General features: G+C 61.4%; 25 protein-coding genes (1 of these 25 cut by a window edge). 14 read left to right on the top strand and 11 right to left on the bottom strand.

Annotated features, from left to right (window positions below; genetic code table 11):
* From A3H92_00545 to A3H92_00600, 12 genes are all read left to right on the top strand, one after another.
* Positions 1 to 1609, top strand: the 3' portion of a protein-coding gene (locus tag A3H92_00545; protein ID OHC76086.1) for a threonine--tRNA ligase. It extends 335 nt beyond the left edge of the window; 1609 of the gene's 1944 nt are visible here — the last part of the coding sequence; its start codon lies beyond the left edge, outside the window; its stop codon occupies positions 1607 to 1609.
* Positions 1610 to 1662: 53 nt separating this feature from the next.
* A complete protein-coding gene (locus A3H92_00550) occupies positions 1663 to 2142 on the top strand; it encodes a translation initiation factor IF-3 (protein ID OHC76087.1) in 480 nt (159 codons plus the stop codon).
* Positions 2143 to 2276: 134 nt separating this feature from the next.
* The gene (locus tag A3H92_00555) at positions 2277 to 2474 is read left to right on the top strand and encodes a 50S ribosomal protein L35 (GenBank protein ID OHC76088.1); all 198 of its coding nucleotides are present in this window, start codon (positions 2277 to 2279) and stop codon (positions 2472 to 2474) included.
* Positions 2475 to 2486: 12 nt separating this feature from the next.
* Positions 2487 to 2852, top strand: a complete 366-nt coding sequence (locus A3H92_00560) for a 50S ribosomal protein L20 (GenBank protein OHC76089.1) — start codon at positions 2487 to 2489, stop codon at positions 2850 to 2852.
* Positions 2853 to 2927: 75 nt separating this feature from the next.
* Positions 2928 to 4004, top strand: a complete 1077-nt coding sequence (locus tag A3H92_00565; GenBank protein OHC76090.1) for a phenylalanine--tRNA ligase subunit alpha — start codon at positions 2928 to 2930, stop codon at positions 4002 to 4004.
* Positions 4001 to 6385, top strand: coding sequence for a phenylalanine--tRNA ligase subunit beta (locus A3H92_00570; protein OHC76091.1), 2385 nt, complete (start codon positions 4001 to 4003; stop codon positions 6383 to 6385). The genes A3H92_00565 and A3H92_00570 overlap by 4 nt, the downstream gene beginning before the upstream one ends.
* A 272-nt stretch (positions 6386 to 6657) precedes the next feature.
* Complete coding sequence (locus A3H92_00575) at positions 6658 to 7647, top strand: AAA family ATPase (protein ID OHC76092.1); 990 nt, start codon at positions 6658 to 6660, stop codon at positions 7645 to 7647.
* Positions 7648 to 7653: 6 nt separating this feature from the next.
* Entirely contained in the window at positions 7654 to 8547 is an 894-nt protein-coding gene (locus A3H92_00580) for a hypothetical protein (GenBank protein ID OHC76093.1), read from the top strand.
* Complete coding sequence (locus A3H92_00585; protein OHC76094.1) at positions 8547 to 11174, top strand: hypothetical protein; 2628 nt, start codon at positions 8547 to 8549, stop codon at positions 11172 to 11174. Before A3H92_00580 ends, A3H92_00585 begins: the two co-directional genes overlap by 1 nt.
* Complete coding sequence (locus A3H92_00590) at positions 11171 to 13204, top strand: hypothetical protein (protein ID OHC76095.1); 2034 nt, start codon at positions 11171 to 11173, stop codon at positions 13202 to 13204. The genes A3H92_00585 and A3H92_00590 overlap by 4 nt, the downstream gene beginning before the upstream one ends.
* Positions 13205 to 13311: 107 nt before the next feature.
* On the top strand, positions 13312 to 14136 hold the full coding sequence (locus A3H92_00595) for a polyphosphate kinase 2 (protein ID OHC76118.1): 825 nt from the start codon (positions 13312 to 13314) through the stop codon (positions 14134 to 14136).
* A gap of 14 nt (positions 14137 to 14150) precedes the next feature.
* Complete coding sequence (locus A3H92_00600) at positions 14151 to 14528, top strand: hypothetical protein (protein ID OHC76096.1); 378 nt, start codon at positions 14151 to 14153, stop codon at positions 14526 to 14528.
* Here A3H92_00600 and A3H92_00605 read toward each other — a convergent pair.
* The 9 genes from A3H92_00605 to A3H92_00645 are packed head-to-tail and all read right to left on the bottom strand — an operon-like array spanning position 14525 to position 22107.
* The gene (locus A3H92_00605; GenBank protein ID OHC76097.1) at positions 14525 to 16012 is read right to left on the bottom strand and encodes a glycine dehydrogenase (aminomethyl-transferring); all 1488 of its coding nucleotides are present in this window, start codon (positions 16010 to 16012) and stop codon (positions 14525 to 14527) included. The genes A3H92_00600 and A3H92_00605 overlap by 4 nt on opposite strands.
* Positions 16009 to 17352 (bottom strand): glycine dehydrogenase (aminomethyl-transferring), encoded by a 1344-nt coding sequence (locus A3H92_00610; protein ID OHC76098.1) that lies wholly within the window; start codon positions 17350 to 17352, stop codon positions 16009 to 16011. The genes A3H92_00605 and A3H92_00610 overlap by 4 nt, the downstream gene beginning before the upstream one ends.
* A 5-nt stretch (positions 17353 to 17357) precedes the next feature.
* The gene (locus tag A3H92_00615; protein ID OHC76099.1) at positions 17358 to 17732 is read right to left on the bottom strand and encodes a glycine cleavage system protein H; all 375 of its coding nucleotides are present in this window, start codon (positions 17730 to 17732) and stop codon (positions 17358 to 17360) included.
* Positions 17733 to 17740: 8 nt separating this feature from the next.
* On the bottom strand, positions 17741 to 18856 hold the full coding sequence (gcvT, locus tag A3H92_00620; GenBank protein OHC76100.1) for a glycine cleavage system protein T: 1116 nt from the start codon (positions 18854 to 18856) through the stop codon (positions 17741 to 17743).
* 4 nt (positions 18857 to 18860) lie between these two features.
* Positions 18861 to 19451, bottom strand: a complete 591-nt coding sequence (locus A3H92_00625) for a hypothetical protein (GenBank protein OHC76101.1) — start codon at positions 19449 to 19451, stop codon at positions 18861 to 18863.
* Positions 19448 to 19696 carry a hypothetical protein gene (locus A3H92_00630; GenBank protein OHC76102.1) on the bottom strand — a complete coding sequence of 83 codons (249 nt, stop codon included), beginning with the start codon at positions 19694 to 19696 and terminating at the stop codon, positions 19448 to 19450. The genes A3H92_00625 and A3H92_00630 overlap by 4 nt, the downstream gene beginning before the upstream one ends.
* A 59-nt stretch (positions 19697 to 19755) precedes the next feature.
* The gene (locus tag A3H92_00635; GenBank protein ID OHC76103.1) at positions 19756 to 21498 is read right to left on the bottom strand and encodes a hypothetical protein; all 1743 of its coding nucleotides are present in this window, start codon (positions 21496 to 21498) and stop codon (positions 19756 to 19758) included.
* 50 nt (positions 21499 to 21548) lie between these two features.
* Positions 21549 to 21866 (bottom strand): hypothetical protein, encoded by a 318-nt coding sequence (locus A3H92_00640; protein OHC76119.1) that lies wholly within the window; start codon positions 21864 to 21866, stop codon positions 21549 to 21551.
* On the bottom strand, positions 21859 to 22107 hold the full coding sequence (locus A3H92_00645) for a CopG family transcriptional regulator (GenBank protein ID OHC76104.1): 249 nt from the start codon (positions 22105 to 22107) through the stop codon (positions 21859 to 21861). Before A3H92_00645 ends, A3H92_00640 begins: the two co-directional genes overlap by 8 nt.
* Before the next feature lie 142 nt (positions 22108 to 22249).
* On the opposite strand from A3H92_00645, the gene A3H92_00650 reads away from it, so the two are divergent.
* Entirely contained in the window at positions 22250 to 22705 is a 456-nt protein-coding gene (locus A3H92_00650; protein ID OHC76105.1) for a ribonuclease HI, read from the top strand.
* Between the two features lie 164 nt (positions 22706 to 22869).
* Here the strand turns inward: A3H92_00650 and A3H92_00655 are convergent, their stop codons facing one another.
* Both A3H92_00655 and A3H92_00660 read right to left on the bottom strand, forming a co-directional pair.
* Entirely contained in the window at positions 22870 to 25002 is a 2133-nt protein-coding gene (locus A3H92_00655; protein OHC76106.1) for a hypothetical protein, read from the bottom strand.
* 11 nt (positions 25003 to 25013) lie between these two features.
* Entirely contained in the window at positions 25014 to 25367 is a 354-nt protein-coding gene (locus A3H92_00660) for a hypothetical protein (protein ID OHC76107.1), read from the bottom strand.
* Between the two features lie 42 nt (positions 25368 to 25409).
* On the opposite strand from A3H92_00660, the gene A3H92_00665 reads away from it, so the two are divergent.
* The gene (locus tag A3H92_00665; GenBank protein ID OHC76108.1) at positions 25410 to 25979 is read left to right on the top strand and encodes a hypothetical protein; all 570 of its coding nucleotides are present in this window, start codon (positions 25410 to 25412) and stop codon (positions 25977 to 25979) included.
* Positions 25980 to 26091: the final 112 nt, after the last annotated feature.

Consider the following 26091-nt stretch of genomic DNA (forward strand, 5'->3'; position numbering starts at 1 on the left):
CAATCCTGACGACCTTGCAAAGATCGAGGCGCGAATGGGGGAAATCGTCGCCCGCGACGAGGTCATCAGCCGCGAAGTGTGGGACCGGGACAAGGCCATCGCCTTTTTTCAGGGCCTGGGCGAGAAATACAAGGCGGAGATTATTTCCGACCTGCCCGAGGGAGAGGAAGTATCCCTCTACCGCCAGGGAAATTTCGTCGATCTGTGCCGAGGTCCGCATCTGCCGTCAACCGGCAGGGTGGGCAAAGCCTTCAAGCTGATGAAACTGGCCGGCGCCTACTGGCGGGGCGATTCCCGCAACGCCATGCTGCAACGCATCTACGGCGTCGCCTGGCTCGACGCCAGGCAACTCAGGGACTACCTGCATCTGCTGGAGGAGGCGGAAAAGCGGGATCATCGGCGGCTGGGCCGGGAGATGGAGCTGTTCCATCTGCAGGATATCGCCCCCGGTGCCGCTTTCTGGCACGCCAAAGGCTGGACTCTGTATCGCACCATTCAAAATTACATGCGGCGGCGGCTGGAGAAAAACGGCTATGTCGAGGTAAACACGCCGCTTCTGGTTGACCGCTCGCTGTGGGAAGACTCGGGACACTGGGAAAAGTTCCGCGAGCATATGTTCACCGTCGAAGCCGAAGACAAAGTGCTGGCGATGAAGCCGATGAATTGCCCCTGCCATGTGCAGATATTCCGCCACGGCGCCAAGAGCTACCGCGACCTGCCGATCCGCATGGCCGAGTTCGGCTCGTGCCATCGCAACGAGCCGTCCGGCGCGCTGCACGGACTAATGAGGGTTCGCGCCTTTGTCCAGGACGACGCCCACATCTTCTGCACCGAGGAACAAATCACCGCCGAGACCAGGGCCTTCTGCACGCTGCTGCTGGACGTTTACAAAGACTTCGGCTTTACGGAAGTGGTCATCAAGTTCGCCGACCGGCCCGATGTGCGCGCCGGCTCCGACGAAACATGGGACAAGGCCGAGGCCTCCCTCAGGGAAGCCGTCGCCGAGACCGGGCTTACGGTTGAGATCAACCCCGGCGAAGGCGCCTTCTACGGACCAAAGCTGGAATTCGTGCTGCGCGACGCCATCGGCCGCAATTGGCAATGCGGAACCTTGCAGGTGGACTTCGTTCTGCCCGAACGACTGGACGCCGCCTACATCGGCAAGGACGGCGCCAAACACCGCCCGGTGATGCTGCACCGGGCCATCCTCGGCTCGTTCGAGCGGTTCATCGGCATTCTCATCGAGAATTACGCCGGTCACTTTCCGCTGTGGCTGGCGCCGAGGCAAGTAGTGGTCGCCACCATCACCAACGATTCCGACGACTATGCCGTTCAAGTGCAGGCGGCGCTGGAAGCGGCGGGCCTGCGAAGCGAGATCGACCTGCGCAACGAAAAGATCAACTACAAAATACGCGAACACAGCCACGCCAAGACGCCGGTGATACTGGTCGTCGGCGCCCGCGAGGCGGAGAACAAAACCGTCGCCGTCAGACGCCTCGGCGGCAAAGATCAAGAAATTGTTGCACTTACGGAGGCAGTTGCTAGACTTGTCAAAGAAGCATCGTCGCCGGAATGCGCGCAGTCACTAACAAAAGGAGAATTTAAATAGCGAGATCCCCTAACGGCCAGTCGCCGGATCCGAAAGGTCCGCGCGTCAACGAGATGATAGAATCCAGGAATGTCCGCGTCGTCGATGCCGATGGTGAAATGGTCGGCGTCGTTACCAAGGAAGAAGGAATAGGGATGGCCTTCGAGGTCGGCCTCGACTTGGTCGAAGTGTCTCCCAATGCTGATCCTCCGGTATGCAAAATCCTCGACTACGGCAAGTTCAAGTACGAGGAACAGAAGAAAAAGAACGAGGCCCGGAAGAAGCAGAATGTCATCGAAATCAAGGAAATCAAGATGCGTCCCGGCATTGATATCCATGACTACGATGTCAAGTTGCGCAACGCCCGGCGCTTTATCGACGAAGGCGACAAGGTCAAGCTGACCATACGTTTCAGGGGGCGCGAAATGTCCCACCAGGAACTGGGAGGAAACCTTCTTAAACGTATCCAAGCGGATATGGACGAGATCGCCAAGGTCGAGCAGCATCCGAGACTGGAAGGCCGCCAGATGATAATGCTCATCGCGCCCAGGTAAATTACGCACACTGCCTTGCAATCGCCGCAGGCTGTAGTTATAACCCTCGCCTTCGCCTTAGATAAGAGCGGTGCGGCTATAGACGGGCATGCCCAGCCGCTCATCAGGACGCCCCTTAAAGAAAGGAACGCAAAATGCCCAAGCTGAAAACAAAGTCCAGCGCCAAGAAGCGCTTTCGCCTCACCGCGACCGGCAAGGTACGGGGAAGCCCGGCGGGACTCCGCCATATGCTGAGGAGGCGGTCCCAGAAGATGAAACGCCAGGCGCGCGGCACCATGATTCTGTCGGACGCCGACGCCCGCATCGTCAAGACCTATTTACCATACGGCTGAGGGAGGACACATATGCCGCGAGTTAAAAGAGGCGTTACCAAGCACGCCCGCCATAAGAAGGTAGTTGACAGGGCTAAAGGCTTTCGTGGCCGTCCCAACGCCAACTTCCGCATCGCCACGGGCCGGGTCGAGAAGTCTCTGCAATACGCCTACCGCGACCGTCGCACCTGCAAGCGCCAGTTTCGCCGTCTGTGGATCCAGCGCATTAACGCCGGAGCGCGTGGTAACGGAATCACCTATTCACAGTTCATGAACGGCTTGCTGAAGGCCGGGATCGAACTCGACCGCAAGGTGCTGTCGGATATTGCGACCAGAGAACCGGAGGCTTTTAAGGCGTTGGTGGATCAGGCCCAGGCCGCTCTCGCCAAGACCGCTTAACCGCAGATGACGTTTCGGTTTTGATTAGGGAGCCGGCCCCCGGGGTACGGCTCCCTTATTGTTTGGGAAGTAAAGATGGAAAGCTGGGAAGACGAGCTGACCGATTCTCTGAAAATGGTTGCCGCCGCCGGCGACCTCGCCGGCCTGGAGTCCGTCCGGGTCACGCTGCTGGGCAAAAAAGGCTTGATCACGCAACTGACCAAGAGCCTCGGCGGGCTGCCGCCCGAAGAACGTAAAATCGCCGGTCAAAAAGCCAATGCTCTCAAAGACACCATCACCACGGCTCTTGAAAAGCGCAAGGCCGAGTTGGAATCGTCGGCGTGGGACGCTCGGCTCGCGGAAGAACGAATCGATATAACGCTGCCTGTGCGCCCGCAATCCCAGGGACGCATTCACCCCATCAGCCGCACCATCGACGAGGTGATCGCCATTTTCGGCGAAATGGGGCTGTCCGTAGCCGAGGGGCCGGACATCGAGACCGACTGGCACAACTTCACGGCGCTTAACATCCCCATGGACCATCCGGCGCGTCAGGAGCACGACACCTTCTATCTTCCCGGCGCCGACGGCGATAAACGCAAGCTGTTGAGAACCCACACCTCGCCGGTGCAAATCCGCACCATGCTTGAAACCAAGCCTCCCATCCGCATCATCGTTCCGGGACGGACATACCGTTGCGACTATGACGCCACCCACTCGCCGATGTTCCATCAGGTGGAAGGCCTGGTAATCGATGAGAACACCCACATGGGCCACCTTAAGGGCTGTCTGATTGAGTTCTGCCGGGCTTTTTTCGGCGTTGATGACTTGCCCGTGCGTTTCCGCCCCAGCTATTTTCCCTTCACCGAGCCTTCAGCGGAAGTGGACATCGGATGCACCCGCCAAGGCGGCGAGTTCCGCATCGGACGCGGCGACGACTGGCTGGAAATTTTGGGGTGCGGCATGGTCAACCCCAACGTGCTGGAGAACTGCAACATCGACTCCACAAAATACCAGGGCTTTGCCTTCGGCCTCGGCATCGAGCGCATCGCCATGCTGAAGTATGGAATACCTGATCTCAGGACGTTCTTTGAATCCGACCTGCGCTGGCTCAGGCATTATGGATTTTCAACGCCGGACATCCATTCAATAGGCGGAGGAATGAACGGGTGAAGATCACTCTAAGCCGGCTCAAGGAACATCTGGATACCGACGCCTCGATAAACGAGATCGTCGAGAGACTGATTATGATCGGCCTCGAAGTAGGCGGCGTGATTGATCGCGCCAAGGGATTGGAAGGCTTCGTCGCCGCCCGCGTCCTTGAGGCGAAAAAACACCCCGACGCCGACAAGCTCCAGGTATGCAAGGTCGATACCGGCTCGAAAACGGTGGAAGTGGTCTGCGGCGCGCCCAATGCGCGGACCGGCATGATGGGCGTCTTCGCCGGTTGCGGAAGCTATATCCCCGGCCTCGACCTCACCTTGAATAAATGCAAAATCAGGGGGGTGGAAAGCAACGGCATGCTGCTTTCCGAACGCGAGATGGGCCTCGGCGAAAAACACGAGGGCATAGTCGAATTGCCCGATGACGCTCCGCTCGGGGCGCCGGTCGCCGCCGTGATGGGCATTGATGACCCCGTTATTGATATTGAAATCACCCCCAACCGGGGCGACTGCCTGGGAGTTCGCGGCATCGCCCGTGATCTGGCGGCGTCCGGAATGGGGACGCTCAAGCCCTTGAACCTGACCCCGACGCCGGGAACCTACCAAAGCCCGATCAAAGTGAAGTTGGATTTCAAAGACGCCTGTCCCTATTTTATCGGTCGCCATGTGCGCGGGGTAAAAAACGCCGAAAGCCCCAAATGGCTCAAGGACAACCTGCTGGCGGTCGGGCTGCGTCCCATTTCAGCCCTGGTGGACATCACCAACTTCATGACCATGGATCTGTGCCGGCCGTTGCATGTCTTTGACGCCGCCAAGCTTGTCGGCGACATCCATGTGCGTCCGGCGCATTCCGGCGAGATGCTGCATGCCCTTGACGGCAGGATATATGAGCTGGACCCCGAAATGACGGTCATTGCCGACGACAAAGACGCAATGGCGCTGGGCGGCGTTATCGGCGGCGAAAAGACGGGATGCACGCAGGAAACCGTCGATGTTTTCATCGAGGCCGCTTATTTCGATCCGGCGCGCACGGCGGCGACGGGACGCAAGCTCAATCTGATTTCCGACGCCCGCTTTCGTTTCGAGCGCGGCGTCGATCCGGCCTTTCTCATCGACGGCATGGAGATCGCCACCCGTCTGATTCTCGACCTCTGCGGCGGCGAGGCATCGGAATTGGTTATCGCCGGCGACGAACCGAAATGGCGCCGCGAAATCCTGTTCCGTCCCGGACGCCTTAAGGGACTATGCGGCGTCGAGATTCCTGTCGACGAAGTAAAACGGATTCTGGACGTGCTTGGGTTCACGCTAAAGCAGGATGGTGAAAACTACCGCGTCGGCGCCCCGTCGTGGCGCATGGACATCGTCGGCGAAGCCGATTTGATCGAGGAACTGGTGCGCATCCACGGCTATGATCGAATTCCGACGGTTCCCATGGAACCGCTGCCCCGTCCGCCTCTTTCACCTGCATATCGCCGTCGCTCCACCGCCCGGCGGGCGCTTGCCGAACGCGGGCTGGTGGAGGCGGTCACTCTTTCCTTCATGTCGTCCGGACAAGCCGACCTGTTCGGCGGCGTTCCGCCGTCCATCCGTCTGGTCAATCCCATCAGCAGCGACCTGGATGTAATGCGTCCGTCCATTTTGCCGAATTTAATCGCCGCCTGCGGACGCAACGCCGACCGGGGAATCATTGATGCCGCTCTTTTCGAGATCGGCCCCCAGTACTCCGGCGATGCTCCCGCAGATCAGGCAACGGCGGCTTCGGGGGTGCGCTCCGGTCGAACCGGACACAAGAACTGGGCGGAGCCGTCGCGTCCGGTGGACGCTTTCGACGCCAAGGCCGACGCCTTGGCGGTGATCGAGGCGCTGGGCCTGGACGCAGACAAGGCGCAGGTGAAAGCCGAGGCCCCGTCCTGGTATCACCCCGGACGTTCGGGCGTCCTGCAACTTGGTCCCAAGACGGTGCTGGCCGCATTCGGCGAGATTCATCCCAAAACGCTTTCCATGATGGGCGTCAAAGGGCCGGTTGCCGGGTTCGAGGTGTACCTGGATAATCTGCCCAAGCCCAAGCCGAGGAAAAGCGCCGCCAAGCCCTATTTGAAACTGTCATCGCTGCAACCGCTGTGGCGCGATTTTGCCTTCGTGATGGATGAGAGCGTAACTGCTGCCGGCGTGTTGCAGGCGGCCAGGACGGTTGACAAGAACCTGATCGCCGAAGTGCGCGTGTTCGATGTGTTTTCCGGCGGCGCCCTGGGCGCGGGCAAGAAATCACTGGCGATCAACGTCACCTTGCAGCCTGTCGAGAAAACCCTCACCGACGCCGAAATCGACGCCGTCGCCAAAAAAATCATCGCCGCTATTGAAACGGCTACCGGCGGTATACTGAGGACTTAGCGGTTCGCCGTCATTGCGAGCAGAGCGAAGCAATCCAGATGGCAATAATTATTGACCCATAGCTACCTCAGCACTTTCCCCTCCTTACCAAGGAGGGGCAAGGGGAGGTTACTCTTACCCCCTCCTGACCTCCCCCTTGAAGCAAGGGGGAGGAATTTTTCTCTACCCACTGACGATGAATCACTCTTTAAAGCCGCTGGTATAAGATCATGGCTACCGCCGACGGGCCGATTGTTTTATGATCGGCCTCTGCCCAATGATCGGGGATTGCCATGAACGAATCAGCCGACAAGCTTGTCGCCGATATTGACGCCCTGGCCGGGAACATCGCCAAGGCCCGCGAAGAAATAGGGCGGATTATTTTCGGACAGGAACGGGTGATTGAAGAGACGCTGATCACCCTGCTGGCCGGCGGACATTTGCTGTTGATCGGTGTGCCGGGGCTGGGCAAGACGCGGCTGGTGGAAACGCTGGGCTGCGTCTTCGGGCTGGAGGAACGGCGGGTGCAGTTCCCCCCGGACCTGATGCCCGCCGATATTCTCGGCTCGGAAGTGCTGGAAGAATCCGAGTCCGGCAAACGTTCCTTCCGCTTCATCAACGGGCCGGTGTTCTGCCAGCTTTTGATGGCCGATGAAATCAACCGGGCCAGCCCGCGCACCCAGTCGGCCCTGTTGCAGGCGATGCAGGAGCACAGGGTATCGGTAGCCGGCCATTACCACTCCCTGCCCAGCCCTTTCCATGTGCTGGCCACTCAAAACCCGCTGGAGCAGGAGGGAACCTATCCGTTGCCCGAGGCCCAGCTTGACCGCTTTTTCATGCAGGTCGATGTCGATTATCCGGAATCGGAGGCGGAACGGCGAATCATCTCCGACACCACCGGACCAAGCTCCAGAACTCCATCACGGGTGATGACCGACAAGGAATTGCTCAAGGCCCAGGCCCTGATCCGCCATGTGCCGGTGGGCGAGAGCGTCGCCGACGCCGTTCTTCAACTGGTGCGCGCCGGACGCCCGGAGACCTCACCCTTGGATGACGTTAAAAAGAACGTCTCGTGGGGACCGGGGCCGCGAGCCGGCCAGGCGCTGATGCTGGCGATCCGGGTCAAGGCCGTCATTACCGGAAGGCTGTCGCCGTCGGTCGATGACGTGCCGGCGCTGGCCCACCCGGTGCTGCGTCACCGCATGGCTCTTAATTTCGCCGCCCGCGCCGACGGCGTCACCATCAGCGGCGTCATCGACAGACTGTGCGAAACCATTGCATAGGGTCTAATGGCCGCCGATAAACATCATTCCCGGCATAGGGACAATCACCACCGGGCCGAGGCGCTGGCGGCGAAGTTCCCGCCGTTGCTGGTCGCCGCCGAGCGGGTGGCGGCCACCGTCGCGCAAGGAGTGCACGGACGGCGGCGCGTCGGCCAAGGCGAGACCTTCTGGCAGTTCCGCCGCTATCAGCAGGGCGACTCCGCCCGGCGCATCGACTGGCGGCAGTCGGCCAAGTCCCAGCCCGTTTACATCCGCGAGACCGAGTGGGCGGCGGCGGAAAGCGTTTGGTTGTGGAGGGACGCTTCGTTTTCAATGGACTACCGTTCATCGACGAAATTGCCGTCCAAGGCGGAACGCGCCAAGCTGCTGCTGCCGGCGCTGGCCTCGCTTCTGATCAGGGGCGGCGAGCATGTAGCCCTGCTCGGCTCGGGACGACCGCCGACTGCCGGGCGCGCCGTTCTCAACCATCTGGCCGAGGCGATGGAGAAAGTTGACGACATGACCGGCCTGCCCGCCTTTGAGTTCCTGCCCCGCCAAGGACGAATCGTCCTTATCGGCGACTTCCTGTCGCCGTTGGAGGAGGTGGAAGCCGCTGTTTCCGCTTTCGCCGCTCGCGGCGTACGCGGCCATCTGATGCAGATACTGGACCCGGCGGAGGAAACCCTGCCGTTTTCGGGAAGGGTGCGCTTTCAAGGCATGGAGGGCGAGCAGTCCGTCCTAATTCCAAGGGTGGAAAGCGTACGCGAAGACTACCGCCGGGTTTTTGCCGGCCACCATGACGGGCTGGCGGCGCTGGCCCGCTCCCTGGGCTGGAGTTTTGCCGTCCACCATACCGACCGGCCTCCCGAAACGGCGTTGCTCGCCTTGTTCATGGCGCTGTCTGTATCGGTGAGGAACTGATGCTTTCCATCGGCCTCCTGTCATTCGCCCAGCCATGGGCGCTGGCGGCTCTGCTGCTTTTGCCGGCGCTGTGGCGGCTGTTGCGCCTGACCCCGCCGACGCCGCTGACCGTTCGCTTCCCTCCGATGCGCCTGCTGGGAATGGTGCAACGGCGCGACGCCGTCCCGACCGGGACTCCGCCTTGGCTGGCGCTGTTGAGGCTTCTGCTGGCGGCGGCGGTTATTCTTGCCGCCGCCGACCCGCTGCTTAACGCCTCCACCGTGCTGAGAGGACAGGGGCCGCTGACCCTTATTATCGACGACGGCTGGGCCGCCGCCGCCGATTGGCGCAAAAGGCTGTCGGTACTAAACAGTCTTGTCGATCAGGCGGAGCGGCAGGATAAGCCGGTAATCGTCATCACCACCGCCCCCGCCGAGCCGGGTGGACCGCCGCTGCCCTTGATGATGCGCGCCGCCGAGGCCGGGAAGGCGCTGGCCGCGCTACAACCGAAGCCATGGCCTACCGACCGCAAGGCGGCGCTGGAGCCGCTGTTCGGCCTTGATAACATTCAGCCGGGCCATGTGGCGTGGTTAAGCGACGGTCTGGAGGAAGGCGGCGCCGAAGAGCTTATAGTTCGTCTGCAAAAACTGAACACGATGACTATTTTCAGCGATCCGCCTGAAAAGGCGCCGACCGCGCTGCTGGAGCCTCGCGTGGAAGGCTCGGCGCTGATAATTACGACAATGCGCCCCGGGACCGGGGCCGATGCGCCGCGCCGGATTCGCGCCGTCGCCGATGACGGCCATTTGCTGGGAAGCGTCGAGGTCGTCTTTACCCCTCAGAGCAAGCGCGGCGAAGCGCTGCTCGATCTGCCGACGGAGATGCGCAACCGTCTGGCCCGCCTGGAGATCGAAGGCGAAACCACCGCCGCCGCCGTGTTGCTGATTGATGAGCGTTGGCGGCGGCGGCCGGTAGGGCTTGTTTCGACCGAAGAACCGGGAAGCGGTCAACCGTTGCTGAGCAGCCTGTATTACCTGGAACGCGCCCTTGATCCGTTCACCGAAATCCGTCGCGGCCCGCTTGCCGAATTATTGAAGAGAAAACTGTCCGTCCTGATAATTACCGACTCCGAAAGGCCGGGGGAAGGCGACCACAAAATCCTTGAAAAATGGATCGCCGACGGCGGCGTCGCCGTGCGCTTCGCCGATGGTTCAATAAATGGCGCGGAACGCGCCATCGGCGGCGCCATGTCATGGAGCAAGCCGGCGGCATTGGCGCCCTTTGCCGAAGACAGCCCGTTTTTCGGCTTGGCCATACCCGACGACGTCAGGGTTAGCCGCCAGGTGCTGGCTTTGCCCTCGCCTGACCTCGCCGCCGAAACATGGGTGCGCCTCGAAGACGGCACGCCGCTGGTAACCGCCGAAAAGCGGGGCATAGGCCGACTGATCATGATCCATACCACATCCACCCCGGCATGGTCGAACCTTCCGCTTTCCGGGCTGTTCGTCCACATGCTGCGACGCATCGTTGATTTGAGCCGAGGCGTAGAAACCAAGCCGGACGGACCGCCGCTTATGCCGCGACAAATCATAGACGGCTTTGGACGGCTGCAAGCGGCGCCGCCGGCTTTGCCGGCAATTTCCCCCGATAATTTCGATAAAACAGTCGCCGGGCCGGGCCATCCGCCGGGGTTTTATGGCGACGAGACGGCGCAACGCGCCTTGAATCTTGCCGGTCATCTGCCCGATATCCGGCCTTTCCGCACTCCCGGCATTACCCCCCTGACTTACGATATGCCCGGCGAAACCGGTCTCAAGCCGTTGCTGCTGGGGTCGGCGCTGATATTGGCGGCGATCGATCTGGCCGTCAGTATTTTCCTACGCGGCCTGCTTCGCGCTGCGGCGATATGGATAATGTTTCCGGCGATGCTGCTGACGGCGGGAAAAGCAGGGGCCGACGCGACGGATGAAAAGGCTATGGCCGCCGTCCTCGCCACTCATCTTGCCTATGTGATGACCGGAGATGAGGCCACCGACAAGATCAGCCGCGCCGGTTTGTCCGGTCTGGGCGTCATGCTCAATCGCCGCACGGCGATTGAGCTGGGCGAGCCGCTGGGCGTTGATCCGCAGTTTGACGAGTTGAACTTTTTCCCGCTGATTTACTGGCCGATTGATTCCTTGCCGCAACCGCTGCCGCCTGATGCCGCCGCCAACCTCAATGCCTACCTGCAAAACGGCGGCGTCATTCTTTTTGATACCCGCGACGGCGAATATAACTTGGGAGAATTGGCCGCCAAGCTGAACATTCCGCCGCTGGAGCCGATCACGCTCGGTCATGTGCTGACCCGCGCCTTCTATCTGCTGAAGGATTTCCCCGGACGTTGGAACGGCGGCGCGGTGTGGGTCGAGCGTTCCGGCAAAAGAGTCAACGACGGGGTCTCGACAATCATCGCCGGAAGTCACGACTGGGCCGCCGCCTGGGCCATGGATGACGCCCAACGCCCCCTGTATGCAGTGACGCCGGGAGGCGAGGCCCAGCGCGAGTCGGCATATCGCTTCGGCATCAATCTGGTGATGTACACCCTGACCGGCAACTACAAGGCCGACCAGATTCACCTGCCGGCGATACTCGAAAGGCTGGGCAAATGACCGCCGCCGTCAGTTTTGACTTATTGCTTCCCTGGCCGTTCATCGCCGTGACGGCGGCGGCGGCCTTTTTATTGCCGGTGTTAGCCGCCTTGCGAAAAGGCCGTGGCGTTATCCCGCGTTGCGTAGCGCTGGCGACGCTGGTGCTGGCGTTGCTCAATCCCCGCGTGGTGCGCGAGGAACGGACCCCCCAGGACGACGTAGCCGTGGTAGTGATCGACCGCTCCGACAGCCAACGGGTAGGCGAACGCCGGGCGCAAAGCGAGGCGGCGCTTGAGGCCGTCCGGCTGTCGTTGTCACAGTTCAAAAATCTGGAAGTCAGGGTGGTGAGCGCCGGTGATTCAACCGAAAAAGACGGCGGCACCCGCCTGTTCGCCGCCCTCGCCCGGACCGCCTCCGAATTGCCCGGCAACCGCTTCGCCGGCGCCGTTCTGATAACCGACGGTCAGGTCCACGATCTCCCCCATGGACCGTTACCCGGCCCGGTGCATGTGCTGCTCAGCGGCAAAAGAGGCGAGAGCGACCGCCGTCTGGTTGTCGAAAAAGCCCCCGGCTACGGCATCGCCGGCAAGGAGGCGACCATCGTTTATCGGATCGAAGATAATCAGAACAAGGCCGGCGGACAGACGGCGCGGGTGCGCCTGAGCATCGACGGCAAGTCGATGTTTGCCGCCGATGTCGCCATCGGCGCCGCCGAGCGCTTTACTTTCCCCATTGAACACGCCGGCAAGACGGTGGTCGAACTGGAGGTAGAATCTCGCCAGGATGAGTTATCGACCATTAACAACCGGGCGGCAGTCGTCATCAACGGCGTACGCGACCGGCTTCGCGTGCTGCTGGTCTCGGGCAGGCCCCACTCCGGCGAACGCGCATGGCGTAATCTGTTAAAGTCGGACCCGGCGATTGATCTGGTTCACTTCACCATCCTGCGGCCGCCGGAGAAAGCCGACTTCACGCCGTTGAAGGATTTGTCGCTGATCGTCTTTCCCGTCAAGGAGCTGTTTGAAACCAAGGTGGCGGAGTTTGATCTCATCATCTTTGACCGCTACTCCATGCTTGACGCGCTGCCCGCGCCCTACATCGACAACATCAGGAACTATCTGCACGGCGGCGGGGCGATCCTGCTGGCTTCGGGGCCTGAGTTTGCCGGTCAGGACAGCTTGTTCAGGACCTCCCTGGGCGAAACGATGCCGGCCGCGCCGACGGGCCGAGTCATGAATCGCGGCTTCGTCCCCGAACTCACCGCCGACGGGCGGCGTCATCCGGTAACCGCCGCTCTTCCGCCTCCTCCCTGGGGCCGCTGGTTTCGTCAGGTCGAGGCGGAAAGACGCAGCGGCAACGTACTGATGAGCGGACCCGATAATAACCCGCTGCTGGTGCTGGACAGGGTCGGCAAGGGACGCATCGCCCAGACCATGAGCGACCATATCTGGCTGTGGGCGCGCGGCTTTGAAGGCGGCGGCCCTCACGGCGAACTGATGCGCCGCCTCGCCCACTGGCTGATGAAGGAGCCTGACCTGGAGGAGGAAAGCCTCAGGGCGCAGGTCAAGAACGGACATCTCGGCGTCGAGCGGCGCAGCCTGTCGGCAAAAACCCCCGAGATAACCGTCACCACTCCCTCCGGCGCTACGCGCACGTTGAGCCTTGAGGACAAAGGAGATGGAACCGCCACGGCTGAAATGCCTGTCGATGAGACCGGTCTCTATCGCGTAAATGACGGCGCCGCAACGGCGCCGGCCGTCGCCGGCGCCCTCAATCCCCTGGAGTTGGCCGACCTGAGGGCAACGGCTGAAATACTGACGCCCCCGGCCAAGGCCTCCGGCGGCGGCATTGCCTGGATCGCCGACGGCATTCCCGGCTTCAGGCGCACCAGGCCCGGACTTGACGCCGCCGGACGCGGCTGGTTCGGATTCAGGCGCAATGAATCCTATCTCGTCACCGGGGCGGCGCAAACTTCCGTGCTGTCCGGCTTTATGATCATCGTCCTGGTAATCGGCGGCCTGGCGGCGGCATGGTGGCGGGAAGGAAAATAGGACAACATTTTCCTGTTCATCCGGCCGATCGTGCATAACAATAGCGTTAGGACGCAAAAACACCGGCGGAATAATCAATGGAAAGAAGAATAGTCTCCCGACCGAAGCTGAAGGTTCCCAAAAAACTGGACCATAAAAAAATCCCGGGGTGGAACGAGCTTGGCCAATATCCCTACAAGCAGAAAATGAGGCGCAAGGAATACGAGCGCCACAAACAGGAGCTGCAAATCGAGCTTCTGAAGGCGCAGCGCTGGGTCAAGGAAACCGGCGAGAAGGTCATCGCCCTGTTCGAGGGCAGAGACGCCGCCGGCAAGGGAGGCGCCATCAAGCGTTTCACCGAGCACCTCAATCCTCGCGGCGCACGGGTCGTCGCCCTGGAAAAGCCGACCGAGACGGAGCGCGGCCAATGGTACTTCCAGCGCTATGTCCGCCATCTGCCGACGGTCGGCGAGATCGTCTTTTTTGACCGTTCCTGGTACAATCGCGCCGGCGTCGAGCGGGTGATGGAATTCTGCAAGCGAAGCGAATACGACGCCTTCATGCTCCAGGTTCCGGAATTTGAAAAAATGCTGGTCGCCAGTTCCAACCGCCTGTTCAAATACTGGTTCTCGGTCAGCCACGCCGAACAGCTTCGCCGCTTCGGCTCACGGCGCAAAGACCCGCTCAAGCAATGGAAACTAAGCCCCGTCGATATTGAATCCCTGAACAAATGGGACGCCTATACGGAGGCCAAGGAAACCATGTTTCTCCGCACCCACACCGATATCGCGCCGTGGACGGTGATTCGCTCGGACGACAAGAAGCGCGCCCGCGTCAACTGCATATTGCATTTTCTGCATAACCTTCCCTACCCCGACAAAAACACAAAGGTTATAAAGGCGCCTGATCCCCTTATCATCGGAAGTCCGATTGTTATTGAAGGAAACACTTAGCGGAGAGAACTCCTATGCCCTTTGTCAGATTCGACGCCGACGGCGAGGTGGAAGCTATCTTCGGCAAGATGATTGATGACAGTCTGGTGGAAATCGACGCCTTCGACCCCCGGCTGGACAATTTTCTGCGCCGGCAACAGGTAACCGCCGCCATCAACGCAAGCTTTATCGAATCCGATTTAAGCATCGTTCGCATATTGGAAGATTTGATCGACGTGCTTATCGAGAAGGGAGCCTTCCGCTTTACCGATCTGCCCGAGATGGCCCAGGAAAAACTGCTGAAACGCCGGGGCTTGCGCAAAGAGTTCGCCTACATGGCGACCTTGTTCGCCACCACGGAAGACGACGAATTCCCGACCATCGACATGGATGGCGAAGGCGGGCTGCTTTAGAGCGGCGTCCAGCGCAACACGGGTTTTCTGGCCGCCATGGTTTCATCGAGACGGCGGCGCGGGGTTAATCTCGGAGCCTGCTTGAAAAATTCGGCGTCGCCGTTCCTGGCCCGCTGCGCCAGTTTCCTGATCGTATGGATGAACTGGTCCAGCGAGGCCTTGCTTTCGGTCTCGGTCGGCTCCATCAGCAGGGCGCCGTGAACGACCAGCGGGAAATACATGGTCATCGGATGGAACCCCTCGTCGATCATCGCCTTGGCGAAATCAAGGGTGGTGACGCCGGTATCTTTAAGAAAGCCGTCGTCAAACAGCGCCTCGTGCATGCAAGGCCCCTCGAACGGCGCGCTCAGCACGTCCTGCAACTCCGCCAGCAGATAGTTGGCGTTCAGCACCGCGTCCTCGGCCACCCGGCGCAAGCCGTCCGCGCCCATGCTCATCATATAGGCCAGCGCCCTGACGAGAACGGCAAACTGGCCGTGAAAGCCCTTAACCCGCCCCAACGACTTGCCCCCGGCGCCTGCGGCGTCCTCGATCAAACGCCGACCGTTCGCGCCATGCGCTACCCATGGCAGCGGCGCAAACGGCGCCAAAGTCTCGGAGAACACTACCGGCCCGCTGCCGGGGCCGCCGCCGCCGTGGGGCGTCGAGAATGTCTTGTGCAGATTCAGGTGCATGGCGTCGATGCCCAGGTCACCGGGCCGCACCAGACCGATGAGAGCGTTAAAGTTAGCGCCGTCGCAGTAGAAAAAGGCGTTGTTGCCGTGCACCGCCTCGGCGATATCAAGGATTTCGTTTTCAAACAGTCCGCAAGTATTGGGATTGGTCAGCATAACGGCGGCGACATCCTGGTTCAGTTTGCTCTTCAACGCCGCCGGATCGACGCGGCCGCGATCATCGGCGGGAATGGATTCAACTTCATAGCCGCAGGCATGGGCGCTGGCCGGGTTGGTGCCGTGGGCCGATTCCGGCGCCAATACCACCTTGCGGGCATCGCCCCGATCCTCCAGCGCCGAATGAATGGCCATCAAGGCGCACAACTCGCCATGAGCGCCGGCGGCCGGCGACATGGCCACCGCCGGCATGCCGGTGAGCGTTTTCAGCCAATGGGCGCATAGATCAATCACCTCAAGCGCCCCCTGCACCGTCGCCTCCGGCTGCAAAGGGTGCAGACCGGCAAAGCCGGGAAGCCGCGCCATTTTCTCGTTGAGTCTGGGATTATGCTTCATGGTGCATGAGCCGAGGGGATAAAACCCGGCGTCGATAGAGTAATTCTTCTGACTGAGGCGCAGATAGTGACGCACTACCTGAGGCTCGGACAGCCCCGGCAAGCCGATGGCTTCCTCGCGGCCAAGCCCGCCCAGGCGGTCATCGAACGCCCCCGCATCAGGCAGATCAACGCCGGAAGCGCCGGGCGAATCCTGCTCGAAAATCAGCGGCTCTTCCAGTTGCAGACCGCGATTGCCGGTGATGGAGCCGCTATTCACAATATATCCCCCATCGCTTCGGCCAGGGCGTCCATATCGGCCTCGGTAGCGGTCTCGGTCGCCGCCGTCAGCAACAAACACTCGGCATCGGCGATTCCGGGATAAAGGCGGGAAACCGGCACGCCGCCGAGGATTCCCCTTTCCGCCAGCGCATCCACCACCCCGCCCGCCGGTTTCGACAAGCGCATGGTGAACTCGTTGAAAAAAGTATTGTTGAGCACCTCCACCCCATCGACGGCGCCCAGCTTGCCGGCCAACTTCACCGCCGCTCCGTGATTGAGCCTGGCCAATCCGGCGAACCCGACCTCGCCGAGCTGAGTAAGATGAATGGAAAAGGCCAGTGCACACAGGCCGGAATTGGTGCAGATATTGCTGGTCGCCTTTTCCCTGCGGATATGCTGCTCGCGGGTTGATAAGGTCAACACATACCCCCGCTTGCCGTCAACATCGACGGTTTCGCCGACCAGCCGCCCCGGCATCTGGCGCAGCAGCTTGTGGCGCGCCGCCAGCAAGCCGACCGTGGGGCCGCCGAAGTTAAGCGGATTGCCCAATGACTGTCCCTCGCCGGCGACGATGTCGGCGCCCATCGAACCGGGAGACTTTACGGCGCCGAGCGACACCGCCTCGGTGACCACCGCCACCAGCAGGGCGCCGGCCTGATGACAGGCCTCGGCAAGGGCGCTCATGTCCCGGAGATGGCCGAAGAATCCGGGATTCTGAACCACCACGCATGAGGTATCGACGTCGATCAAGCCGATCAAGTCTTCCTCGCCTTTCCAATCGGGCGCGGCGGCCGTCACCCGCGAACCGGCGAAACGCGCCATGGTGGCGGCAACCTCCCGGTAATGAGGGTGCAACCCGCCGGAAAGCACCGCCTTGTTCCGCTTGGTGACGCGCCCGGCCATCATCACCGCCTCGGCGCAGGCGGTGGCGCCGTCGTACATAGAAGCATTGGCCACATCCATGCCGGTGATCAGCGCCACCTGGGTCTGGAACTCGAACAGATACTGGAGCGTCCCCTGGGATATCTCGGGCTGATAGGGCGTATAGGCGGTGAGGAACTCACTGCGCTGGATAATATGATCGACGGCAGCCGGAATATGATGGCTGTAGGCGCCGGCGCCGAGAAAGGAAGGGGCGCAGGCAGTGCTGAGATTCTTCATGGCCATGGCGGTGAAGGCCCGCTCCACCTCCATCTCGCCCTGATGAAGGGGCAGATCGACCAATGTCTTCAACAGCGCGCTTTGCGGAACATCCCGAAACAAATCGCCGACCGCGCCGACGCCGATGGCGGCCAGCATCCGTTGACGGTCGTCATCGGTAAGCGGCAGGTAACGCATCAGACCTACTCGATGCCCTTGATATATTCCTTGTAGGCGGCTTCATCCATAAGGTCGTCCAGTTCCCCGGCGTCGCTTATTTCCAACGTGAAAAACCAGCCCGCGCCCGTGGCGTCTTCGTTGACGTTGCCGGGGCTGTCCTCAAGATCGGCATTAACCTCGACCACCTTTCCGCTGACGGGCGAATAGACTTCGCTCGCCGCCTTGACCGACTCGACGACTGCCGCCTGTTCGCCCTTATCCAGAATTTTTCCGACGGCGGGCAGTTCCACAAAAACAATGTCGCCGAGTTGCCCCTCCGCGTATCCGGTTATGCCGACGATGCCGGTTTCCCCTTCTATTCGGACCCATTCGTGTTCCCTGGTGTATTTGGTTGTCATCGGTTTTCCTATCTCTTGACGTATCGGTGTTCGACGAAAGGCAGCTTCTCGACCCGTCCCGGCAACGGTCGGTCACGGACCATAAGATTGACCTCGGTTCCCGGTTCGGCGCACTCGCCGCCTACATATCCCATGGCGATGGGGCCGCCCACGGAAGGACCGTAACCGCCGCTGGTGACCTCGCCGATGACGGCGCCGGTCCTGTCGGTTATCAAGGCGTGGGCGCGGGCCGGAATTTTACCCTCAAGACGGATGCCGACCCGTCGGCGGCCTACGCCCTCGTTGATCTGGCGGATGATAACGCCGGCGCCGGGAAATCCCCCCTCGGCGCGGCGACGCTTGGAAATGGTCCAGGTCAAGCCGGCCTCGACCGGCGTAGTTGTCTCGTTGATATCGCTTCCATACAGGCACAGCCCCGCCTCCAGACGCAGGGAATCGCGGGCGCCCAGGCCGATGAGCTTCACTTCCGGCTCGTCAAGCAACAGACGGGCCAGATGTTCGGCCTCTTCGGCGGGAACTGAAATCTCGTATCCGTCCTCGCCGGTGTAGCCGGTGCGGCTGACCAGACAAGGCACGCCGGCGACTTTCAGGGATTCGGCAGTCATAAACAACAGATGCCGGCAGGCCGGCGCCAGGCGTCCCATAACATCGGCCGCATCCGGCCCCTGCAAGGCCAGCAACCCCCTGTCCTCGCGTTTTTCCAGGGCGCATCGCCCTTCGAGCCTTGACACGATGTGCCTGTAGTCGCCTTCCTTGCAGGCGGCGTTGACCACCAGATGAAGATGATTGGCATGGTTGGTGACGATCAGATCATCAATAATGCCGCCGTCCTCGTTGGTGAGCACGGTGTAGCGGGACTTGCCGACGGAAAGGCTCTGAATGTCGCCGGGCGACAGGGTCTCAAGCGCCGCCGCTGCGTCGTCGCCGCGCAGGATGGCCTGCCCCATGTGAGAAACATCGAACAGCCCCGCTTCTTTCCGCGTGTGCAGGTGCTCGGCGATTATGCCTTCCTTGTACTGCACCGGCATCTCGTAACCGGCGAACGGAACCATCCTGGCGCCGCGCTCACGATGCAAGGCGTCAAGGGGACTCCGCTTGAGGATTTGACCCTCGCTTTCGCTCATTTGATCATTTTCTCACGCCGCTCCCGATTTCGCGCTGACGCCTGTTGAATTCCAGTTCGCTTTCAGACAACTGGAAACCGATGAAAATATGGAAATCCTTGCCCGCCTGTTCGGGCTTCAACTTGATTTCCAGGACTACCGGCGGATTGTTATCGGTAAAGTTGCGACGGGTGCGATTTTCGGGAAAGTCGATCACGACGTTGAACAGCCCCTTGCTGAGAATATTCTGTTCCGGGTCGGCAACGCTGATGAAATAGTCGAACATGGCTTTGCGATCCTTGTCGGCGGAACCGCGTTGCGCCTCGAATTCGACGGCGACCTCCACCGTCAGGAGGGCTTCTCCCGTTTTCATGTCGAAATCGTAATGGCAGCCGCCGCCGTAACCGGAAATCTTGCCCTCGGCGACGATGTCGATGAAATCCCGACCCGGACCTTCCCGGAACCTGGTGACCGTAGCCGCGTCGTCAAGAACGGAAGAAGGCGGGCAAGGCGGTTGCGGAGGGGGACTGGCCACCATTTCGCTGACCGTATCGCACCCGGCGAGAAGCAGCATCAGGCCCGACAACAACCCGGCGAATGTTATGGATGTTTTCACGGCTTGTTATGAGTCCCGTCGCAGAAAGGAGTGTTTTTAGTCTTCAAACAGCCGCAAAGATGAACGGTCTCCGTTTTCTTGGCGACAAACGCGACCGGCTTGTATGGAGTGCTTTTATGCGAACCGTCGCACCACGGCGGATCGGCGCTCTGTCCGCACCGGCACCAATGATATTCCTCGCCGCCCTCGACTGTTACGGCGTGCGGACCCTTCGGCGCTTTTTTAGACTCGTTCATGAAACACATCCCCCTGATGATTCCGCGTCGCCGTCTGACTTTAGAGAAGACCGCCGCCGGGAACAAGGTCACTCGAAGGGCTGTTTTTCCACATTATCCACAGATAATTCGATCAGGGTCGAGGCGACCTTGCTTAACGCCCGCGCCCGACCCCAGGCGTTCTTTATGTCTTTCGCCTCCGCCAGGGCGCGTCCGAAAGCCGTCCGGGCGCTTTCCCTTTCGCCGTCCGCGAACCGGCCGGCGGCGATGTCGCAGAACATCCACACCCGGCTGAGTGAGCTTTTAATCGCTGCGGTCGCCTCGTCGGCCGGCTTTTCCGTCAGCGCCGCCCCTTCCTCAAAACCGGCGCGCCGCTGTTTGCCGGCGATGGTCCACAACACGGTCGCCCGCAGCTTGGCGTCATCGATATTCCCGGCTTTTTGCGCCGCCGCCGCGTATTCATTGTCGCCGATTTCGATCATGGCCAGGGCAATGCGGCTGAACGCATAGTCACGGGCAAAAGGAAGCTTGATTTCCCCGGTGGCGACGAAGGCCTTGTCCATGGTGTTCTGCGCCGCCGCCCTGTCGCCGGACCCGGCCTGGGCAACGGCGATCTTGCTCAGCATAACGGCGCGATAGCGCTCCGCCTCGATGGCGGCGGCGATGGACAAGGCCTCATCGGCATCGCCGGCGCGCATCCGCGCCGTGGCCGCCGACACCAGAACCGGGGTGTGATCGGCCTTGTCGTCAACTTCCTTCAACAGGGCCAAGGCCCGCTCCGGATCGCCGGTTTCAGCTATTGCCGAGACGACGCGACGCAGCGCCGCGCCCCGTTGCGACGCCTCCGGGATAGCCCGCGCCGAGGCTTCAGCCTCGGTCAGGTGCGACAACGCCGCCGCGTTATCGCCGGAGCGACTCATGATCTCCGCCAGACGGGCGCGGAAGGCGACCTGTTTTCCGGCGTCGTCAATATCCTTCAATGCCGACAGGTAGCGTTCCACCGTCGGCTTCAGGCCGGAGTCCCCGCTCCGCTCCGCCTGGGTCGAGGCAATCGCCTCCAGCGCCTCAAGCCGGCGCAGGGCATCGGGGATGATCTCCACCGCCGCGAGGGCGTCGTCGCTGCGTCCGGCTACGGCCTGGGCCTTGGCGATGTCGCGAAGGGCGACCATAATCAGACGCGGATCATGGATGCGCCGCGCCGAATCCATCGCCTCCTCGGTCAGACCCGCCTTGGCCTGCGCCGCCAACACCTCGCCGAGCGCCCAGTCCCGCATTTCAGGCTTGAATACCGCCATGGCGCTCTCCGCCGCCTCGGCAAGAAGACAAAACGCCGTCGGATTGCTGAAACAGGGCGCGGCGTCGCGGGTCGGATCGGCGACAGGCTCGTCGCCGCCTTCCAGAAGACGCCGCGTCGCCGGACGGCTCAACAAGGCCCGTCTGGCTTCGTCGATGTTGGCGCTGCGGGCGCCGGCGAGACGCAAAAGCAACGCCCCCACCTTTTCCCCTGTTTCAAGATGATCCGCCAGCGCCTCGGTCAACAGGCCGTCAACCTTCAGGCCCGACTCTTTCTGATAGGCGCGCGCCGCCCTGTCCAGATCGGCGTTAAAGCGGCCGTCAACCGGCCCGAAATAGCGCCTCGCCGCCGCCAAAGCCTCCTGAATGCGCCGCACCAGCGGATCAGGAGCCTTAACGGCGTCATCTCTGGAACCCGCCGCCGGATTCTCAGGAATCGCCGCCGGGGCCGGGGCCGCCGAGACCGCGAACATAACCAGCGCCGGCATAAGCGCCGCCGCGAGACGGTGACAGAAAAGGCGCGACCGGGTTTTAACCATCAATCCTGCAAACAAAGTTACCCCCGGATATACGGTTCAGGCCGCAAGATTCAAAGCTCGACAGATAATACTCCCTCTCTCAAGGCTTCGACATCCATATTCCCATGTAAAACGCGGACGATTTCCAATTCGGTTTGCGTTTCGCGATAAAAAATAATGTGCCGTTCAGCCATGAGGGCGCGGAGGCCTGCGGCGATATCGTTGCGAGATGCGCCGAGACCGGGCATTCGCCGGAGCGCATTGAATTTATCCTTGATCAGGCCGAGATATTTGTGCTTTTGCGCCGCCCCCCACACGCGCCGGGTATGGTCGCCGATGTGGGCAAGATCGGCCTTGGCGGGGGCGGAAACGCGCAGACGTTTACATATCGTCAAAGAAGGCGTCCAGGTCTTCTTCGGAGGCGATCTCCGTGAATTCGCCCCGCTTCAAAGCCTCGTCGCCGCCGGCGACCGCCGTACGCAGACGCTCCAGTTTCAATGCGCGTTGCTCCTCGGTGCGTTTCAGCAGCCGGATCGCCTCGCGCACCACTTCGCTGGCGTTGTTATAATCCCCGGACGCGGCGCGGTCGCGGACAAACTGTTCAAGATTCGGCGTCAGGCTGAAGTTCATGGCGGGGCCTCCTTTTCCTGAAAATATGGGCCTCCCGCGACCCGATGTCAATCTTCGCTATCATAGCCTGACACAACCGCGTAGCATTATTGCGCAAACGAAGTTACATTAGGGGGCTGTTAAACTTAAACAGAGCGTGACCATGAAGAACGACAAAAGCGACACTGTTGACCTGTTCACCGACGGGGCATGCAGCGGCAATCCCGGCCCCGGCGGCTGGGGCGCTCTCCTGCGCTGGAAAGGCCACGAGAAGGAACTGTCCGGCGGCGAGGCCGAGACCACCAACAACCGCATGGAGATGATGGCCGCGATCAGGGGAATCGAGGCCATAAAACGCGGCCCCGACATTCGCCTGCACACCGACAGCGCCTACTTGCGCGACGGCATCACCAAGTGGATTCACAACTGGAAGCGCAACGGCTGGAAAACCGCCGGCAGGAAGCCGGTCAAGAACGAAGACCTGTGGCGACGCCTGGACGAGGCGCTGCTGGGCCGCGACGTGGAATGGCTGTGGATCAAGGGCCACTCCGGCCACGAGGAAAACGAACGCGCCGACGCCCTGGCCCGCGAGGCCATCGCCGGGAATAAAACAAAGTAACACCCGCAGTTGGCGACCCCAACGCTTTCCCCTCCTTACCAAGGAGGGGTTAGGGGAGGTTGCTCAATACCCCCTCCTGACCTCCCCCTTGAAGCAAGGGGGAGGACTTTTCCACATCTAACCCAACCGACAACGAATCATCGTCAATGGTCGTTGGCATAATTTCACCGCAACGAAGCCGACGGAGATAGGGCCGCCTTGTCGAGGGCGGTCAGCACGGCGTCCTGCGTCAGCAGTTCCGGCAAGGGCAGGCCGTCCGCCGCCCCCGGCCCGTAAACGACGTTGAACGGAATGCCGTAACGCCCGAAGCCGGCCAGATACCTGGAGATATTTTCGTCGGGCAGCGTCCAGTCGGCCTTCATGAGCGTCACCGAATCGCCGGACAGACGAGCGAAGGCCTGCCCCTTGGCAAGAACGAATCTCTTGTTGACGATGCAGGTGATGCACCAGTCGGCGGTGACATCGACAAAGACCACCTTGCCGCCGGCGACCAACCCGGCGATGGCCGCCTCGTCAAAGGGCGTCCACCGAAGTTCCGGTTCTCCATTGCCGCCGGCGACGGACGGCGGGGCGACTGAGAAAAGCACATTAGGCGTTACAAAGGCCGCCGCTGAAAGCGCGATCACAACCATGGCCGAAGCGCGCCCCAGGCGACGACCGGCGTAAAGAGCCGCCCCGACGAAGGTCATCATAACCCCGATCACGACGGCGGCGACAATGCCGACCTGGGCGACAAGAACGGTGAGCAGCCATGCCGCCGTCGCCGCCATGGCCACGCCGAGGACGCGCCGCAGACTATTCATCCACGGTCCCGGCCTGGGCAGCCGCGTCGCCAGTCCCGGCGCCGCCGCCATCGCCAGAAAGGGCAGCGCCAAACCGACGCCGAGCGCCGTGAAAACGGCAAAGATTTCGGCGGCGCCGCGAGTCATGGCGAAGCCGACGGCGGTTCCGAGGAACGGCGCCGAGCACGGCGTCGCCAGCAGGGTGGCGAAGACGCCGGAGACGAAGGAGCCGCCGAGGCCGTGCGCATGGCTGGAATGTTCGCCGATATTGTAAATGCCGTTCGGCAGCCTGAACTCGAAAAAGCCCCACAGGTTACAGGCGAACAACGTCACCAGCAGGGTCAGGGCGATCAGAAACCACGGATGCTGGAACTGAATGCCCCAGCCGACGGAAGCCCCAGCCGCCTTTAACGCCGTCAGAACGCCGGCCATAACCAGAAATGAAAACAGGATGCCGGACGCCGAAGCGATGAAGTCGAGACGCACCTTGCGCCGCTCGCCGCCGCCGTGGCGAATGACGCCGAGCAGCTTGATCGACAGGACCGGCAACACGCAAGGCATGAGGTTGAGGATCAGGCCGCCGATCAGCGCCATAACCAGAATCAGCGGCAACGACGGCTGACCTGCCTTCTCCGCCGCCGGGAGGGCGGCGCCGGGGAGCGCCGTAAGCGACCGCTCGGCGGAACGCGCCCCGTCAACGATGGTGATGGTCAGGTTTTTGCCGACAAGCCCGCCGTTTCGGTCTTTACCGCCGCTGACGGAAACCTCCAGCAGGGCGCTCCGCCCGCCGTCGCTCAAGCGCACCCTGGGCGCTGAAAACTGTAGTTCCTCAGGCCCTTCGATATACATGTCGGGTTTAACAAAGGGGATAATGCCGGATGCGCTGACTCTCAGCGCCGCATCCTTTCCTCCGCCCGACGCCTCGGCGCGCTCGATGGTCACGCCGTGGGCGGCGCCGTCGCCCGGCACACGCACGGCATAACGGTGGATGGAATAAACGAAGGCGCTCGGCAGCGGCGGTCCCGCCGGAAGGTCAAGGGTCAGTTCCGCCCGGACGGGAATGCAAATCTTGTTGCACGCCAGATAATCGACGGCGGCGGCGAAACTTACAGGCTCGCCGATGCGTGAAGGAATCGCGCTGATCGGCAGCACCACCTCGTCCTTGTAGCCCAGCGTCTCAAATCCCAGGATCGAGAACCGCTCGGGCGCCGGCCACGACAAAACGGCCTTTTCAAGATTTTGCGAACCCGCCCAATCAACGCGCGGCGGAAAGCCGGCGTCTCCCGGCGAACGCCAATAGACCTTCCAGCCCTCCTTGAGACGGAAATGCAGCCCCAGCGACACCGACTCCAGCCCGCCCGTCGCCTCGACGGCGGAAATCAGCCGAACGCCGGTAAAGTCGGAATCGGCCCACTTCGAGGCCGCCGCTTCGGCAAGGGCGTGGCCGGGCATAAACGCCGCCAACAACGCCGCCGCCGACGCCCACTGCGTCTTTATTGATCCGAGATAAAACATGCCAGCTTAAACTAGCCCTTTAAAAAGGCGGAAAAAAGGCGGAAAACCGCCATCCGCACGGCGAGCCGGATCGGTCCTGATTGAAACGGCGAACCGGGTTGTTTTTGCTGAGGGCCAAGACTCATTAAATTCATGAATTCTGCGCGAAGCAGAAAAGGCGGCCCGGCTATGAAAAGGCCGAAAAGCGTAGTATTTGCTACGGTTGAGGCCTTTGAAGACGTCCGGTCGCCTTTTCCGCCGCGCCCGAGAAGGGTGACATCAGAATGACCGAATGGGTAGCGGAAAATCGGCTCGCCGGGGGCCTTCAGGCCCGCCTTCGCCGATTCTCCTTGCCCCTCGGTCATTTTGATGTCACAGAATTTCACGAATTTAATGAGTTTTGGCCCTGGGCAAGGCGTTAGGGTGAAATGATGATTCAATTAGGAAAAACCCTTACCGGACAACTGCTCATCGCCATGCCGGGGATGATGGACCCTCGTTTTGCCGAAACGATAATCTGCGTATGCGCCCATGGCGCCGAGGGGGCCATGGGCCTTGTCATTAATCGGTCGCTGAACGCCATGACCTTTCCCGATCTTCTCGGGCAACTGGGCATCGAAGCCGTCGGCAGCTATGAGCAGATCATTATCCACTCCGGCGGCCCCGTGGAGTCCGGTCGCGGATTTGTTCTTCATTCTCCGGACTACAGCCGGGAAACAACGCTTCATGTAAACGAAGAGGTGGCGCTGACCGCCACCGTGGATATCCTCAGGGATATCGCCGGGGGCGCCGGCCCGCGCCGCAGCCTTCTGGCGCTCGGCTATTCCGGCTGGGGGCCGGGACAACTGGAATCAGAAATCAAAGCCAACGGATGGCTTCACGTTGCGCCCGACGACGATCTTATTTTCGGCCCCGACCTGGACAACAAATGGCGCCGGGCCATGGCCAAGATCGGAATCGACCCCAGAATGTTGTCCGGGACCGCCGGCCACGCCTGAATAATATAAACTTCTGACAAGAATGGAGTTCCCGGATAATTTAAAGCGGGTTGCGATCAGATGGCGCCCCCCTCACCCTCCCCCCGCAAGCGGCGGGGGAGAGGGATGCGAA

The organism is Rhodospirillales bacterium RIFCSPLOWO2_02_FULL_58_16, from assembly GCA_001830425.1.
Lineage (GTDB): Bacteria > Pseudomonadota > Alphaproteobacteria > Rhodospirillales > 2-02-FULL-58-16 > 2-02-FULL-58-16.

Coding starts and splice junctions, on each gene's coding strand:
- A3H92_00550 (OHC76087.1), top strand. CDS start 1,663: ATGATAGAATCCAGGAATGTCCGCGTCGTCGATGCCGATGGTGAAATG.
- A3H92_00555 (OHC76088.1), top strand. CDS start 2,277: ATGCCCAAGCTGAAAACAAAGTCCAGCGCCAAGAAGCGCTTTCGCCTC.
- A3H92_00560 (OHC76089.1), top strand. CDS start 2,487: ATGCCGCGAGTTAAAAGAGGCGTTACCAAGCACGCCCGCCATAAGAAG.
- A3H92_00565 (OHC76090.1), top strand. CDS start 2,928: ATGGAAAGCTGGGAAGACGAGCTGACCGATTCTCTGAAAATGGTTGCC.
- A3H92_00575 (OHC76092.1), top strand. CDS start 6,658: ATGAACGAATCAGCCGACAAGCTTGTCGCCGATATTGACGCCCTGGCC.
- A3H92_00580 (OHC76093.1), top strand. CDS start 7,654: ATGGCCGCCGATAAACATCATTCCCGGCATAGGGACAATCACCACCGG.
- A3H92_00585 (OHC76094.1), top strand. CDS start 8,547: ATGCTTTCCATCGGCCTCCTGTCATTCGCCCAGCCATGGGCGCTGGCG.
- A3H92_00590 (OHC76095.1), top strand. CDS start 11,171: ATGACCGCCGCCGTCAGTTTTGACTTATTGCTTCCCTGGCCGTTCATC.
- A3H92_00600 (OHC76096.1), top strand. CDS start 14,151: ATGCCCTTTGTCAGATTCGACGCCGACGGCGAGGTGGAAGCTATCTTC.
- A3H92_00610 (OHC76098.1), bottom strand. CDS start 17,352: ATGCGTTACCTGCCGCTTACCGATGACGACCGTCAACGGATGCTGGCC.
- A3H92_00615 (OHC76099.1), bottom strand. CDS start 17,732: ATGACAACCAAATACACCAGGGAACACGAATGGGTCCGAATAGAAGGG.
- gcvT (OHC76100.1), bottom strand. CDS start 18,856: ATGAGCGAAAGCGAGGGTCAAATCCTCAAGCGGAGTCCCCTTGACGCC.
- A3H92_00630 (OHC76102.1), bottom strand. CDS start 19,696: ATGTGTTTCATGAACGAGTCTAAAAAAGCGCCGAAGGGTCCGCACGCC.
- A3H92_00635 (OHC76103.1), bottom strand. CDS start 21,498: ATGGTTAAAACCCGGTCGCGCCTTTTCTGTCACCGTCTCGCGGCGGCG.
- A3H92_00645 (OHC76104.1), bottom strand. CDS start 22,107: ATGAACTTCAGCCTGACGCCGAATCTTGAACAGTTTGTCCGCGACCGC.
- A3H92_00650 (OHC76105.1), top strand. CDS start 22,250: ATGAAGAACGACAAAAGCGACACTGTTGACCTGTTCACCGACGGGGCA.
- A3H92_00655 (OHC76106.1), bottom strand. CDS start 25,002: ATGTTTTATCTCGGATCAATAAAGACGCAGTGGGCGTCGGCGGCGGCG.
- A3H92_00665 (OHC76108.1), top strand. CDS start 25,410: ATGATGATTCAATTAGGAAAAACCCTTACCGGACAACTGCTCATCGCC.